The organism is Nocardioides psychrotolerans (genome assembly GCF_900113685.1).
GTDB lineage: Bacteria > Actinomycetota > Actinomycetes > Propionibacteriales > Nocardioidaceae > Nocardioides > Nocardioides psychrotolerans.
The window spans coordinates 50,269-64,892 of sequence record NZ_FOQG01000006.1; the positions used below are offsets into that span (position 1 = coordinate 50,269).

At 71.2% G+C, this 14,624-nt stretch carries 14 protein-coding genes; 2 read left to right on the plus strand and 12 right to left on the minus strand.

Going from position 1 to position 14,624, the window contains the following annotated elements:
- The first annotated feature begins 13 nt into the window (after window positions 1-13).
- Window positions 14-1,015: an LLM class flavin-dependent oxidoreductase gene (locus BM204_RS08905; RefSeq protein ID WP_091112225.1), complete on the plus strand. Its 1,002-nt coding sequence runs from the start codon at window positions 14-16 to the stop codon at window positions 1,013-1,015.
- A 183-nt stretch (window positions 1,016-1,198) separates the two neighbouring features.
- Here BM204_RS08905 and BM204_RS08910 read toward each other — a convergent pair whose 3' ends face one another.
- The 5 genes from BM204_RS08910 to BM204_RS08930 form a co-directional block, all read right to left on the minus strand.
- Window positions 1,199-2,413: an acyl-CoA dehydrogenase family protein gene (locus BM204_RS08910; protein WP_091112227.1), complete on the minus strand. Its 1,215-nt coding sequence runs from the start codon at window positions 2,411-2,413 to the stop codon at window positions 1,199-1,201.
- Window positions 2,414-2,510: 97 nt separating this feature from the next.
- The gene (locus BM204_RS08915; RefSeq protein WP_143099698.1) at window positions 2,511-3,545 is read right to left on the minus strand and encodes a hypothetical protein; all 1,035 of its coding nucleotides are present in this window, start codon (window positions 3,543-3,545) and stop codon (window positions 2,511-2,513) included.
- A 152-nt stretch (window positions 3,546-3,697) separates the two neighbouring features.
- Window positions 3,698-4,126, minus strand: coding sequence for a PadR family transcriptional regulator (locus BM204_RS08920; protein ID WP_091112231.1), 429 nt, complete (start codon window positions 4,124-4,126; stop codon window positions 3,698-3,700).
- A gap of 161 nt (window positions 4,127-4,287) precedes the next feature.
- Window positions 4,288-4,911: a hypothetical protein gene (locus BM204_RS08925; protein ID WP_091112233.1), complete on the minus strand. Its 624-nt coding sequence runs from the start codon at window positions 4,909-4,911 to the stop codon at window positions 4,288-4,290.
- 58 nt (window positions 4,912-4,969) lie between these two features.
- Window positions 4,970-6,895 (minus strand): M3 family metallopeptidase, encoded by a 1,926-nt coding sequence (locus BM204_RS08930; protein WP_246166517.1) that lies wholly within the window; start codon window positions 6,893-6,895, stop codon window positions 4,970-4,972.
- A gap of 218 nt (window positions 6,896-7,113) precedes the next feature.
- Here BM204_RS08930 and BM204_RS08935 point away from each other — a divergent pair, with 218 nt between their 5' ends.
- Window positions 7,114-8,196 carry a glycoside hydrolase family 6 protein gene (locus BM204_RS08935; RefSeq protein WP_091112237.1) on the plus strand — a complete coding sequence of 361 codons (1,083 nt, stop codon included), beginning with the start codon at window positions 7,114-7,116 and terminating at the stop codon, window positions 8,194-8,196.
- Between the two features lie 6 nt (window positions 8,197-8,202).
- Here BM204_RS08935 and BM204_RS08940 read toward each other — a convergent pair whose 3' ends face one another.
- The 7 genes from BM204_RS08940 to BM204_RS08970 all read right to left on the minus strand — a co-directional run bounded on the left by BM204_RS08940 (window position 8,203) and on the right by BM204_RS08970 (window position 14,609).
- Window positions 8,203-8,712 carry a DUF427 domain-containing protein gene (locus BM204_RS08940; protein WP_091112238.1) on the minus strand — a complete coding sequence of 170 codons (510 nt, stop codon included), beginning with the start codon at window positions 8,710-8,712 and terminating at the stop codon, window positions 8,203-8,205.
- Between the two features lie 89 nt (window positions 8,713-8,801).
- On the minus strand, window positions 8,802-9,311 hold the full coding sequence (locus BM204_RS08945; protein WP_091112241.1) for a mycothiol transferase: 510 nt from the start codon (window positions 9,309-9,311) through the stop codon (window positions 8,802-8,804).
- A 51-nt stretch (window positions 9,312-9,362) separates the two neighbouring features.
- Window positions 9,363-9,545, minus strand: a complete 183-nt coding sequence (locus tag BM204_RS08950) for a hypothetical protein (protein WP_091112243.1) — start codon at window positions 9,543-9,545, stop codon at window positions 9,363-9,365.
- Window positions 9,546-9,616: 71 nt separating this feature from the next.
- Window positions 9,617-11,314 carry a DUF429 domain-containing protein gene (locus BM204_RS08955; RefSeq protein WP_091112246.1) on the minus strand — a complete coding sequence of 566 codons (1,698 nt, stop codon included), beginning with the start codon at window positions 11,312-11,314 and terminating at the stop codon, window positions 9,617-9,619.
- Between the two features lie 87 nt (window positions 11,315-11,401).
- On the minus strand, window positions 11,402-12,343 hold the full coding sequence (locus tag BM204_RS08960) for a pseudouridine-5'-phosphate glycosidase (protein WP_091112249.1): 942 nt from the start codon (window positions 12,341-12,343) through the stop codon (window positions 11,402-11,404).
- Window positions 12,340-13,224 carry a carbohydrate kinase family protein gene (locus BM204_RS08965; protein ID WP_170259278.1) on the minus strand — a complete coding sequence of 295 codons (885 nt, stop codon included), beginning with the start codon at window positions 13,222-13,224 and terminating at the stop codon, window positions 12,340-12,342. Before BM204_RS08965 ends, BM204_RS08960 begins: the two co-directional genes overlap by 4 nt.
- Before the next feature lie 11 nt (window positions 13,225-13,235).
- Window positions 13,236-14,609, minus strand: coding sequence for a purple acid phosphatase family protein (locus tag BM204_RS08970; protein ID WP_091112253.1), 1,374 nt, complete (start codon window positions 14,607-14,609; stop codon window positions 13,236-13,238).
- Window positions 14,610-14,624: the final 15 nt, after the last annotated feature.

Sequence of the window (14,624 nt, forward strand, 5' to 3'; positions counted from 1 at the left end):
GTTGGCTCACGACATGACCGCTGTCGTCACCCGCTTCGACTTCCGCGCCCCGGGCGCCGATCCCGCCACCAGGCGCGAGCTGTTCGCGCGCGCCCTCGACCAGGCGGCGTACGCCGAGGAGCACGGCCACGCGGCCCTCATGCTCTCCGAGCACCACGGCTCCGACGACGGCTACCTGCCCAGCCCGATCCCGGTCGCCGCCGCGATGGCGGCGCGCACCAGCACGATCTCGATCGCGGTGTCGGCGCTGCTGCTCAACCTCTACGACCCGGTGCGCGTCGCCGAGGAGATCGCGGTGCTCGACCACCTCAGCGGTGGACGCGTGACCTACACGATCGGGCTGGGCTATCGCCGGGAGGAGTACGACGCGTTCGGGCGCCCGTGGGCCACGCGTGGTCGCGACATCGAGACCGCCGTCCGCGTGCTGCAGCAGGCCTGGACCGGTGAGCCCTTCGAGCACGACGGGCGGACGGTGCGCGTGACCCCCACGCCCTACAGCCAGCCGCACCCGGTGCTGTTCTACGGAGGCGGCTCACCGGCCGCGGCGAAGCGGGCCGCGCGGCTCGGGCTGCACTTCCAGCCGCAGGACGCCGACCGTGCCTTGAAGGATCTCTATGTCGAGGAGTGCCGGGCGCTCGGGCGGGAGCCGGGCATGGCGATGATGCCCCCGCGCGGCCCGGCCAACGTGTTCTGCGCCGAGGACCCCGACGCGTTCTGGGCGCGCTTCGGCCACCACCTGCTGGCCGATGCGCAGGGCTACCAGGCGTGGCGCTCGTCGAACGGCTCCGGTGGTGGCCAGGTGACGTCGTTCGTGCGCGACGACTCGTCGAGCGTGGCGGAGATGCGCGCGGCCGGGGTCTACGTCGTGCTCACCCCCGACGTGCTCGTCAGCCGTTGCCGCAGCCGTGAGATCCGGCTGATCACGTGTCATCCGCTGTGCGGCGGGCTGCCTCCCGAGCCGTCCTGGGAGAGCCTGCGGCTGATCAGCGAGGTCGTGGCGCCGGCGCTAGGCTGAGCGCTGCGGCGGCGGGCGGCGACGCGGGAGCGTGACGTCCTGGACACGACGACCAGCCCCGACCAGCCCGCGATCCGGGTCCGCGACCTGCGGCTCCCCCCGTCTCCCCGGTGGCCATCGGCCGCTCGATCATCGCGTCCGAGGAGGCGCCGTACGCTCGCTAACCGGCGGGTCATCGGCGGGTCAGCGGATGGGAGCGCCCGAGATCGTCCGGGCGATGACGAGGCGTTGGATCTCCGAGGTGCCCTCGAAGATCGTGTAGATCTTGGCGTCGCGGGCCATCCGCTCGACGGGGTATTCACGCGTGAAGCCGTTGCCGCCGAGGATCTGCATCGCCTTCTCGGTGACGCGCACGGCGGTCTCACCGGCGAAGAGCTTGGACATGGAGCCCTCGGCCTTGTCGAAACGCTTGCCCTGGCTGGCCATCCACGCGGCGCGCCACACCATCAGCCGTGCCGCCTCGATCTGCGTCGCCATGTCGGCCAGCGCGAAGGCGATCGCCTGGTTCTCGATGATCGGCTTGCCGAACTGCTCGCGGGTCTTCGCGTAGTCGAGGGCCACCTCGTAGGCCGCACGCGCGATGCCGATCGCCTGGGCGCCGACCGCCGGACGAGTGCGCTCGAAGGTCGCCATCGAGGCGTTGCCGCTCGAGCTCGCGCCCTCACGGGCCCGCGCCATGCGCGCGTCGAGCTTCTCCTTGCCGCCGAGCAGGCAGCGGCCAGGCACGCGCACGTTGTCGAGGACGACCTCGGCGGTGTGGGAGGCGCGGATGCCGTGCTTGGCGAACTTCTGGCCCTGGGAGAGCCCCAAGGTGTTGGGAGGTACGACGAAGCTGGCCTGGCCGCGGGTGCGCAGGTCGGGGTCGACCACGGCGGTGACGACGTGCACGTCGGCCAGCCCGCCGTTGGTGGCCCAGGTCTTCGTGCCGTTGATGACCCACTCGTCGCTCGCCTCGTCGTAGCGGGCGCGGGTGCGCATCGCACCCACGTCGCTGCCCGCGTCGGGCTCGGAGGAGCAGAACGCCCCGAGCTTGAGGTCGCCGGGCTCGCCGAACATCTGCGGCACCCACTCACCGACCTGCTCGGGCGTGCCGTTGGAGGAGACGCCGGCAGCGGCGAGCGCCGTGCCGACGATGGCCAGGCCGATGCCCGCGTCACCCCAGAAGAGCTCCTCCATCGCGACCGGGATGCCCAGGCCGGTGGTGTCGAAGCTCTGCGTGGCGAAGAAGTCGAGGGAGTAGATGCCGACCTTGGCGGCCTCCTCGAGCACCGGCCAGGGGAATTCCTCGCGCTCGTCCCACTCGTGGGCCGCCGGTCGGATCACCTCCGCGGCGAACTCGTGGAGCCAGGACTTCAGCTCGAGGTGGTCGGGGCCGAGCTCGAAGGAGGGTGTCGTCACGAGCCGACCCTAGCTCCGGAAAAGCCGAAACCTGGCCGGCCGGCACCAGAAGGTGCCGACCGACCAGGTTGTGGTCAAGCGAACGGGATCGCTATGACTAGGGCGCAACCAGACCGGAGCGGCTGCTGCTTGTCACGTACGACGAGGTGGCAGCCCCCCACCCTGCAGGCCGCGTAGCGGCAACAGCGCAGTAGTAGTAGTAGTTCTGGTCGCCACTGACCAACGTCAGCGTCTTGGCGGTCTTGCCGGCGTAGACAGTCCCGGCAACGCCCGGCGATGCCGAGTTGGTGCTGTAGTACCACTGGTAGGCGTAGGTCTTGGCGTTGAACCAGGTGCCCGGGTTGCAGGTGAGCACCTTGCCGACCTTTGCGGTTCCGCCGACGGTGGGAGCCGTACGGTTCACCGGGGTGCCCTTGTACTTCGGCAGCATCACCGGCGCGCTCTGGGCGAACCCGCTGGTCGCGTATCCGTTGTCCATCGCAACGAGGCACGCGATCTTTGCCCGGCTGTCGAGCGCCGTCGTCAGGTAGGTGTCCTCGTCGGCCCCTTCGATCGGCGACCCGTCGCGCGTCCAGGCGTAGTAGACGTCCGCGTCGTCGGCATTGTCCCACCACCCGGTGTTACAGGTCAGCGAGTCGTAGCCGGTGAGGAAGCCGCCGGGCTTGGTAACGGTGACCGCGCTCCAGGAAGCCAGGGACGGACCCGCATCACCTGAGGGCGGCGGAGTGCTGCCAGCCACGGTGACCGGAGCGGTCGTGTGCTCCGACGAGAAGTCGCTGTCGGCCGTGGCCGCGCGCACGCGGCAGGTCAGGGAGTGGCCCTTGTCGGCCGCCGTCACCGTGTAGTACTGGCTACTGCCAAGCAACAGGCTGCTGTCGCGGTAGTAGCGGTACTCGAACTGCGTGACCGCGTCGCCATCACCGGCCTGCCACTCACCCCTGTTGCAGGTGAGTTGATCGGTTTCGTTGGCTGACGTGACCGGGGTGGCGCCGATGCTCAGATAGGGCGCCTTGGTGTTCCAGGGAGGCGAGTCGCTCGCCTGGGCGGACGCTGACATCCCCATGACGATGACCGGGGCCATCATTGTGACGAGCGCGGTGGCCAACAGGCCGAGGCGCGTTTGCTTTTTCATGAGAATGTCCCCCGTTGTCGAATCCGAGATTCACGCCCCCCAGCGTGTCGACATCCCCATGTCCTGCCTGACGCCTTGACCGTAGGCGCATCCCCAATGGAGGGGAAGAGGAGCATGCGCTGGTCTGGACAACCAATCTCAGTTCTTCTGGCTCAGTCGGCGTCCTCGTCGCTCACATCGGTCTCGGCGCCGTCGGCGAGGATCCCGTAGAGCTTGCGGCGGGTGTCGACGAGCACCTCCATGGCGGCCGCGCGCTGCTGCTCGGAGCCGGAGGTGACGATCTGCCACACGGCTCCCATGAGCTGGCCGATCTCGGGCTTGAGGTCGCCGGCACCGCTTTCCTCGGCTGCCTTCTCGCGACGCTCGAACGGCGCCCACACCCCGGCGAGCTCGTCGGTGTGCGCGGCGACGTACGTCGCACCCTCGGCCGTGAGCCGCAGGGCGCGACGACCGCGCCCCTCGTCGGTCTCGACGAGACCCTCGTCCTCGAGCTGCTGGATGGTCGGGTAGACCGATCCGGGGCTCGGACGCCAGGCGTCCTTGCTCTTCTCGGCGATCTGCCGACACCCGATCGCACACAAGCCGGAGGCGCTCGACGAGCCGGGCGTGCATCAGCGGCCGGGTCCACCTCCCTCCCCCCGGATGTCGGCAGCTCGCCACCGTCGGGGCTAGCGTCACGCTCAGCCGCGTTCGGCGTTCGGCGATCGGCGTCCGGCGATCGGCGATCGCCGGGCCGCAGCCATCAGCGAGCGGCGGGCCGACCGGCGCGCAGCGAGGCGAGCCAGCCCAGGACCAGCGCGCCGCCGAGGGTGACGAGCGCGAGACCAGGCACGACCAGGTCGGCGTTGCGAGAACCCGGTTCGAGGAACCCGTAGAACCCGGGGTCGGACTGCCGGTAGGCCACCAGGTAGGCGGCGGGCAGCACCAGTCCGGCGATGGGGTGCCAGAGCCGGATCGGCCCGCGGGCCAGCAGCACGTAGTCGGCCACCACCAGCGCCGGCGTCACCGCGTGCACCAGCACCGACCAGCCCGGGCTGTAGTCACCGGTGAGCAGCACGGAGTGGACACCCGCGACCACGACCATCAGCACCGCGAGCATCCCGCGCAGGAGGGTCGCCTCGACGCGCGGTGCAGCCAGGGCCGTGACGGCCAGCCCGGTGTAGGTAACCGCCACGAGCAGGCTCGCGGCGACGGGGAGCGTGCGGACGTCGCCGCCGTACGACGCCAGCGACAGCCCCACCCCACCAGCAGCCGACGCGACGACCGTCAGCCGCCACAGCCAGGTGGGCACCAGCGGTGCGAGCGCGCGTGGCAGGTCGACCGGCTGGATCGCGGAGCTGTTGGGGAACGCCGGGACGGTCGTCATGTCCGGTCAACGCCGGGCAAGCCGCAGGGTCACGCCGGCCCGTCGACCAGCAAGCAGATCAGCCGGCGAGCCAGGCGGCGTAGGCGTCGAAGGTGTAGGGCCGACCGAGGAAGTCCTCGACCAGGTCGGCCGCGTCCTTGCTGCCGCCGGGCGCGAGCACGAGGTCGCGGTAGCGCCCGGCCGTCCCCACATCGAACAGGTCAGCGGCGTCGAAGGCGCTGAAGAGGTCCTTGGCGATGACCAGCGACCACATGTAGGTGTAGTAGGCCGAGCTGTAGCCACCGAGGTGGCCGAAGCTGGCGAACATGTGGGTGTTCTCGATGTAGGGGAACGGCGAGTAGCGCGTCTGGAGCTCCCGGGTCTTCGCGGTGAGGTCCTCGGGCCGCTCGGTGTGGAACCAGTAGGACATCGAGGCGTAGAACATCTGCTGGCGCGCGAGGTAGGCCTTGCCGAAGTCGTCGCCGGTGCGCATCCGCTCGACCAGGTCGGCCGGGATCGGCTCGCCGGCGGCGTCGGTCGCGAAGGACGCGAGGACCGCTGGGTCCCAGGCCCACTCCTCGAGCATCTGGCTCGGCGCCTCGACGAAGTCCCACTCGGTGGCGACGCCGGCGAAGCGGGTCCACTCGGCGCGACCGCCGAGGACGTGGTGCACCAGGTGGCCGAACTCGTGGAAGAGCGTCACGACGTGGTCATGCTCCATCAGCCCGCGCGCGAAGTTGCAGACCAGGACACCCTCGGGCAGCTGCTTGCCGAGCACGCCGTCGGTGAGGGTGAACTGGGCGGCGTGCTTGTACTTGCCGTCGCGCGGGTGCAGGTCGAGGTAGATCCGGCCGATCGGCTTGTCGCCGGTCACGCCGGCGTCGAAGACGTCGTACGCCGTCACGTCGTCGGCCCACACGTCCGCACCGGGCACCGGCTCGTAGCGCAGGTCGAAGAGCCGGCCGGTGACGTCGAGGAGACCCTGGCGCACCTTGACGAAGTCGAAGTAGGTGCGCACCTGCTGCGCGTCGACCTGGAGCTGCTCCTTGCGGACCAGCTCCTCGTAGTAGGACGCGTCGGCGCCGGTGATGTGCTCGGCGTCGGGGTTGTCCTGGCGGAAGCGCGCCATCAGGATCGCCAGGTCGCGCCGCATCGGCACCTCGGCGGCCTCGGTGATCTTGTCGATGAACTCGGGGATCGCCGGGCCGGTGCCGATCATCTTCACGTCGGCGTCATAAGAGGCCCAGTCGGCGTAGCCGACCAGCGTCGCCAGCTCGTGGCGCAGCGCGAACATCTCCCTCAGCAGCGCGTCGTTGGTCGGCCAGCCGCGGTCGAGGAAGGCCATCGTGATGTCGCGTCGCACGCCGGCGTCGTGGGCGAACATCCGGACCGGTACGACGTCGGGGTAGTCGGTCGTGACCGTCACCAACCCGGCCTCACCGGCCGGGTGCGCCTCGAGCCAGTCGGCCGGCAGCCCGTCGAGCCGCTCCGGTGCGACCCGGATCGAGCGCACGTCGTCGCGGATCACCTTGCCGAACTCCTGGTCCAGCTCGGTGATGCGCTCCTGGATGGCGGTGATGCGGGCGCGGGTCCCGTCGTCCTGGTCGACGCCCGAGCGGCGGAAGTCGTCGAGCACCTTGGTCAGGAGCCGGCTGGCCTGGTCGTCCAGCCCGGACGGATCGAGGGGAGCGAAGACGTCGAAGAGCGCGCGGTCGAGGCTCAGCTCGGTGATCAGCTTCATCACGTCCTGCTCGGCCTTCTCGGCCGCGTCGCGCACGTCCTCGGCGGGGTGGACGTTGCTGAGCAGCGAGCCCATCGCCGCGACGTTGGACAGCTGGAGGCTGATCTCGTCCCACTGCCGCAGCGCGTCGAGGGTGTCGGTCGGCGGCGCGGCACGCAAGGCGTCGACGAGGCGGCGGGCGGTGTCCATCCCCTCGCTCGCGCGAGTCTGCACCCAGGCGAGGGCGTCGGCGGCGGCAGGAAGGGCGAGGGTCGTCGTCGTCACGCGCCCACCCTGCCACGGCCCTGCGGAGTCGGCGCGTCGTGACATCCCGCCACAGAGGTCGGCCCGCGTCGCGTGGAAGGCGTGGTCGTCGACGTCGACGTTGCCGTTGCCGTGGACCGGGAGCAGGCACTGAGCCGTGGTGGTTTCCTCCTGGTGCCGGGCAGTGACGATCGGGTGAAGCGGCCGCGCGATGCGGCCGACCCACCTACCCTGGCTCCGTGCCCTCCCCGATCAAGCGCGTCCCTGCCATGCGCTCCGGCGCGGTCCTGATGACCGCGCTGTCGCTGGCCGGCGCCCTGCTGGGCGGCGCGGGCAGCCCGTCCTCCGCGGCCCTGGAGCGGCTCGTGGCGCCCTCCACGAGCTCGGCCAGCACGGCCAGCACGGAGTCGGCCGGCACCTCAGCAGCAACAGCAGGAGAGGAGCCGCGTCGCGCGAGCGACCCTCGTCGTACGCGTGGCCTCTTCGTCGACCCGCTGATGAAGGCCGCCCAGGCGGGCGCGGAGTTCGACCGGATCGGCAAGCGACCGCAGCCGTTGTGGATCACCGACTACTACCAGCCGGCGACGGTCCAGGCCGACGTACGTCGCTATGTCGGGCGGGCGCAGAAGGCCAAGAAGACGCCGCTGCTGACGATCTACAACATCCCCGACCGCGACTGCGGGCTCTACTCCTCGCAGGACGAGCAGATCACTGACGCCTACTACCGCTCCTGGGTGACGAAGGCCGCGGCCGGGCTCACCAGGTCCAAGCCGATCGTGGTGCTCGAGCCGGACGCGCTGGCCTTCATCGACAACCCGCAGTGCACCGGTCGCGGCGACCGTGTGGGCCTGATCCGCTACGCCGCCAAGAAGCTGACGGCCGCGGGCGCATGGGTCTACATCGACGCCGGTCACTCCGGCTGGCAGGCGCCCGACCACATGGCCCTGCTGCTCAAGCAGGCAGGCATCGGCGCCACCCGCGGCTTCAGCTCCAACGTCGCCAACAGCCGCGCCACGCCCGACGAGGTGGTCTACGCCCGCGCGATCCTCGCGGAGCTGAAGAAGATCGGCGTGACGGGCGTGAAGTACGTCCTCGACACCGGCCGCAGCGGCGCCGGGCGGGAGGGCCCGGAGAACGGCGACGTCTGCAACCCGCTGGCCGCCCGACTCGGTGCGACGCCCAGACTGGTCTTCCGGGGCGCCTTCGACGGCCGGCTCTGGGTCAAGAACCCCGGCGAGTCCGACGGTCCGTGCAACGGCGGCCCGACGTCCGGCGAGTGGTGGCCCGACGGCGCACGGCGCCTGATGGGCACGCTTCCCTGACGGACCTCACCAGCCCATCGAGCCCGGGATCCCCTTGAACGGCCCGACGACCGTGCTGGTGATCCACCCGCCGTAGAAGCCGCCCGGTTGCGGCTGCACGGCCTCGTCGTTCACCGTGCACCGGTCGACGGCTGCCGCCATCACCGCGATCGCGCCGGCGATCGGCCCGAAGCCCTTCGTGGGCGTGCGGTAGGTCCACGCCGCCTTGCTGGCCACCACGTCACCCTGCGGACCGGCGGACACCAGGTCGAAGTAGCTCGCCTCGCCCTTCCACTCGCACCACGACGCACCCGACACCTCACGCAGCACGCCGGGCTCGAAGGCCTCGGCCGGCAGATAGTACGTCGGCGGGTGGCTGGTCTCGAGCACCCGCCAGGCCGCCGTCGTGCGGGCGATCACGCGGCCGCCGAGCTCCACGGTGATGCTGACGTTGGTCGTCTCCAGCGCCGGCGGTCGCGGGTAGTCCCACACCGACTCCTGGCCGGGTCCGGGCTTCTCGGGAACGGGGCGTCGCATGTGGTCCAGTGAACTCCTGCGCGCCAAGGTCGTGGGCGTCGAGTGACGCCAAGAGCATGCTCCACAGGGGTCTGGACATGCCGGATGCGTCACTCGACGCGAGCCAGCAGCCCCCGCACGTAGGCGGCCTGGCCGACGTGCTGGGTGTCGTCGTTGACGACGCTCACCAGGCGCATGCCGAGCGTGACCGGCGGCTCCCAGTGCTTGTCGACGACGCGGTCGAGGTCCTCGGCCGTCAGCGTCGAGAGGTAGCGATGAGTCTGCTCGTGGACCGCGTGGAGGTAGTCGGCCAGCAGGTCGGCGTCGACGCGGACCTGCGCGACCTCGTCGGTGTCCTGGCCGTAGCCGATCTCGGCGGGATCGAAGGGCAGGTCGAAACGCCCGACGTAGCCCTGCGCGGTGTAGACCTGCTCGATCCCAGCGACCGCGGCCACGTGGTCGTCCTGGACCCGTGCCAGGTGCCACACCAGCCAGCCGATCGAGTTGGCGTCCGGGGTCGGGCGGTGGGCCAGCTGGTCCTCGGTGAGACCGTCGAGCAGGGCGTCGGCGCTCTCGACGATGCGGATGAAGTGGTCCTGGAGCAGGTCTGCCGGAGTCATGCTCCGACGCTACGGGGGCGCCGGTCAGCGACCCCGGGCACCGCAGGGACGTCAGGTCGAGACCCGGAACGGCACGCCCGTGGGTCGGCGCACGTAGGCACCCTCGGCCCAGGCATTGGCCTCCCGGCATAAGTGGGCGCCCTGGCTGAAGGTCAGGATCTGCCTCGGGCGTCGTCGTACGTCGAGCGGGGCGGTCCAGCCGAGCGGGGCGGCTCGGCTCGGCGCATGTAACACGTCGTTACCGCATCTACCCGACCGTTGCAGCGCGCGGGTAGATGGGTGGACAGCGTGTTACAAGAGTCGCCTCAGCCCCGCAGCTTGGCCAGCCTGGCCGCGAGCGCGTCACGGCGGTGGTCGTTGCCGTGCAGGTCAACGTAGCGCTCGGCGTAGGCGGCAAGCAGCGCGTCGTCGAGGCGGCGTACGGCGCCGGGCGGGTAGCGGTAGTCCATGCGCGCGTTGAGGTCGTCGGTGAGCGCGCGCAGCACCTCGGCGAGCTCGTCGAGGGAGGTGATGCCGAGCTCGAGCAGCAGCCCGGAGATCCAGGCGTAGTGGTCGGTGCGCGACCAGCCGGCGTCGTCGTACTGGCCGGCGAGGAAGGCCGCGAGCTCGCGCGGGTCGATGCGCGGGTCGTCGGGCACCTCGTCGGTGCGGGCCGCCGCACCCACAGAGCCCCCAGTGCCCGAAGAGCGCAGCCGCTCGCGAATCGTGGAGAATTCCCGGTCGGCCAGCTCGAGGAGCCCGGCGGCGAGGGTGAAGCGGCGGTCGAGGTCCCACGCATGCTCCGCGGGCACATCGCCCTTGTAGCGGATGTCGTGCTCGAACTCCGCCCAGGCGTGCTGCAGCACGGTGCGCACCTGGACCTGCGCGACCCGACCACGCAGGGCGGCATAGGCCCGGTCGGACTCGCGTACGGCGTCGAGCTCGATGAGCAGGTGCCGGCTGGCATAGCCGAACCGGCCCTGGCTGGCGGTCTCCTGCCCCATGTCGCGGTCGTCCTTGACCACCACCTGGTCGCCGAGCAGGTCGGCGACCGCGTCGACGTCGCTGTGCACGTAGGTGATGACCCGGACGCCGATCTGGTCGGTGATCTCGCGCAGCGGGTCGGTATAGACGAGCTGTCCGTCGACGTTCTTGGCCGCCTTCTTGGCGAAGGACTGCACGCCCTTGGTGCGGCCGCTGACGCTGAGGTAGTTGATCCCGGCCTCGTCGAGGATCGCGGTCACCAGCGCGACGTACTGTTGCCCGGCCTCGACCAGCGCCGGCTGCTGCGCGGCGTACTCCTGCGTCGCGGCGTGTGCATCGGGCAACGACGGCGTGACGATGTAGCCGGTCTCGAAGTCGCCGTAGGTCGTGACCCGCTCGGGGTGGCGCTGGCGGAAGAGCGCGACGTAGGCGCAGACGACGGCGTCGACCTGGTCCTCGACGACGCGCAGCTGGCTCTTGCGGGTCGCGGTCTCGACCTGGGCGCGCAGGTCGGCCCAGGTCACCTCCGTCGTCACGACGGACTCGAGGTGGGTCATCAGGATCAGCAGCTCACCGCGGAGGAGCTCGAGGTCGCGGCCGGCCTTGGCCTTGTACTTCAGCGTGCGTGGCAGCCCGAAGAGCACCACGGTGGCGGGGTGGGGATAGACCTCGATCGCGCGCCGGGCGCGGCCCGAGCGCGGGTTCATGTCGAGGCCGAGCAGGCTCGAGACGCGTGCACCCCGGGTGCCGTCGGCGAACTCCGGCTTGGCGAGGTTGGAGGGGTGCGTCCCGGCCTCGAAGCGGCGGAAGTCCTTGCTCAGCGCCTTCTCCGCCGCGCGCGAGCCGGTGGGGTTGATGACGATGAGGGGTGCGTCGATGGCGACCAGGCAGTCGCCGTCGGCGTACGGCGCCAGGACGGCCGCGATCTCCTCGTCAGTGCGCACCGCGGCCAGTGCCAGCAGGCGTGCGTCGTCGTCGAGGACTGCCACGCCCGTCGGCTGGCGCTCCCCCCACGCGAGGTCGATACCGATGTGGTGCACGGGGTCAGCCTGCCCTAGTGGGGCCGGCCGCGTGCGTCGAGTGACGCGTAGAGCAGGTCGTGAGGCCCACGGGACATGCCGGATGCGTCACTCGACGCCAACAGGCCAGCCCGCGAACTCCCGCGCGATCGCCGCCCCCAGGCGCGCGTTGTTGCGCACGAGCGCGATGTTGGCGATCAGGCTGGCGCCGTCGGTGAGCTCGACGATCCGGCCGAGGAGGTAGGGCGTGGCGTCCTTGCCGCTGATGCCGAGGGCGTCCATGTCGGCGAGGGCGCGGTCGATGATCAGCCCGATCTCGTCGGCCGGGATCTCGTCCTCGACCGGGATCGGGTTGGCCACGACGACTCCACCGTCGAGCCCGAGGCCCCACTTGGCGCGCATCATGGCGGCCACGTCGGCTGGGGTGTCGACCCGCATCGGGGCTCGGTGGCCGCTCGCGCGGGAGAAGAAGGAGGGGAACTCGTCGCTGCCGTAGCCCACCACGGGGACGCCGAGCGTCTCGAGCATCTCCAGCGTGAGGCCGATGTCGAGGATGCTCTTGACCCCGGCGCACACGACTGCGACGTCGGTGGTGCCGAGCTCGGTCAGGTCCGCGGACACGTCGAAGGAGGTCTCGGCCCCGCGGTGCACGCCGCCCAGTCCGCCGGTCACGAAGACCCGGATGCCGGCCAGGGCCGCGAGCCGCATCGTCGAGGCAACCGTGGTCGCGCCGTGCACGCCGCGCGCCACGACGTAGGGCAGGTCGCGCACGCTGACCTTCATCACGTCGGCATGGCTGGCGAGCAGCTCGAGGTCGTCGGGGGCGAGACCGATGCGTGGGCGGCCGTCGAGCACGGCGATGGTGGCCGGGGTGGCTCCCAGCGAGCGGACGATGCCCTCGACCTCCACGGCCATCTCGACGTTGGCCGGGTAGGGCATGCCATGGCTGATGATCGTGCTCTCGAGCGCGACGACCGGCCGCCCCTCGGCCAGGGCGGTCGCGACCTCGTCGGTCACGGTCAGCAGCGGGTGCTGGTGGGTCGGGCTCACAGGAGGCTCCTCAGGAGCTCGTCGGACAGGTCGGCGCGCACGGTGGAGGTCGAGGCGACGGTGAGCGCGGCAGCCGCGTGACCGTAGGCAGCAGCGTCGGGCAGCGAGGCTCCGCCCAGCAGGGCATGGCAGAACGCTCCCAGCATCGCGTCGCCGGCACCGGTCACGTCGACGACCTCACCGGGCAGGGTCGCGAGCCGCACCTCGCCCTCCGGCGTGCTCAGCAGCGAACCATGAGCGCCCTCGCGCAGCCACACGACCGACACATTGCGGGCGTGCAGGTCGGCGGGCGTCCTCGCCCCGAGGGCCGTGAGCTCGGCGGTGTTGGGCGTGACGGCCCACAACGGTCGGTCGCGCAGGGCGGTGGCGAGGGCCGCGGCCTTGGGCACGCTGACCGGGTCGAGGACGACGCGGACACCGGCGGCGCTGGCCAGCGTCCACGCGCGGGCGAGGGTGTCGGGCTGGAGGTTGCCGTCGAGGACGACCAGGTCCGCCGCGCCGATCACGGCTCGCTCGGCGTCCATGTCCTCGGGGCGCAGGGTCGCGGTGGCCGACATGTCCGACACAGCGACGTGGAGCTCGCCGGCGTCGTCGAGGACGGCCACGTAGGTGCCGGTCTCGCCGACGACCCGTCGCACCCGGGACACGTCGACGCCGGCCTCGGCCGTCGCGCCGAGCAGGTCGTCGCCGAAGAGGTCGCGGCCGACGGCCGCGACCAGCAGCGTGGGGGTGCCGAGTCGGGCGAGGTTCTCCGCGATGTTGCGCGCCACCCCGCCGGGGCTGGTCGCGATGCTGCCGGGGTTGCTCGTCCCCGGCACGACGGCGCGCGTCGTGCGGGCCTTGAGGTCGAGGTTGGCGCCCCCGATCACCACCACCGTCACGGGGCGTGACGCTACTCCCCGGTGCGCGAGGAGCGGCGCAGGGTCACCCGGTCGATGACGCTGCCGTCGGTGGCCAGCGCCGTCAGCCGCATCCGCGCGACCCCGGCGCGGTCGCGCGGGGTGACGTCCACGAAGCCGATCGAGTGCTGGGCGTCGGTCACCGAGGACCACGTGGTCGCCTCCGGCACCCGCGCACCGCCGGCGATCGTGACGTAGGAGAGCGCCTGCCCACCCACGGGATAGACGGCCTGACCGGCTCCGCCGGCGGTCAGGTACGTCGTACCGTGGCGACTGTCGACCACGGCCCCCCGCGGCGCCTCGACGACCGGAGCCCCGTCGCGCACCGGGTGGGTGCGCTCGTAGCAGTGGTTGTGGCCGTTCACGACCAGGTCGACGGAGAACCGGTCGAAGATCGGCTCCCACCGGTCGCGGTTGCCCCCGTCGGAGCCGTGGACCAGGTTGGTGCAGAACATGCAGTTGTGGAAGCCCACCACCACGAAGTCGAGGTCGGCGCGGGCGCGCATCGTGGCGAGCTGGCCGACCAGCCAGCGGTCCTGATCGACGCCGAGGTAGTCGGCGTTGCGGTCGATCTCGTAGGACGCGTCGTTGCCGTCGAGCGCGATGAAGCCGACGTTGCCGTAGACGAAGGAGTAGGTCACCGGCGCCCCGTCCACGCCGTTGCGGGGGAGCGAGAAGCGGTCGAGGTAGCCGGCGTAGCCGAGCTCACCGTTGCCGGTCTCCATCTCGTGGTTGCCGACCGTGGTCATCCACGGGGTGCTCCGGGCGCTCGGCTGGATCTGGCGCAGCCAGCGGTCCCACTCGGCGAAGTCCTGCGTGTCCGGCCCGCCGACGCCCGTGCCGCCGCTGGAGTCGGCGTAGCAGAGGTCGCCCACCACGAAGGAGAAGTCCGGCTCCTGCTGCCGGATCAGCGCCACGTGCGCGGCCGCCGCGGCGTTGACGCCCATGTCGCCGAAGGCTGCGAAGCGGAAGGCCTCCGGCTTCTCCGGCGCCGTGCGGAAGGTGCCGGAGGCGGCGGTCGCGCCCGTCGCTCCGCCGTGCTCGATCCGGTAGCGGTAGGTCGTGCCCGGTCGCAGCCCGCCGATCCGGGCGTGGTGGTAGACCGAGCGGACGTCCTTGGAGGAGCGCGAGTCGACGTCGACGACCCGACCCAGGCTCCGGTCGACGCCGACCTCGAGCCTCGGGCGTCGTACGGACGCAGGCGTCGACCACGACACCGCCATCTGGCGACGAGGGTCTGCGCCGTAGGTGAGGTGCACGCCCTGGGGCGGCGCGGCCGCGGTCGCGGGCGGGATCCAGAGCAGGGAGGAGGCGGCTGCGCCGCCGAGGATCGTACGTCGGGTGGCCGGGGGCAGCGGGGGCGTCACGGTCGGAGCGTGGCA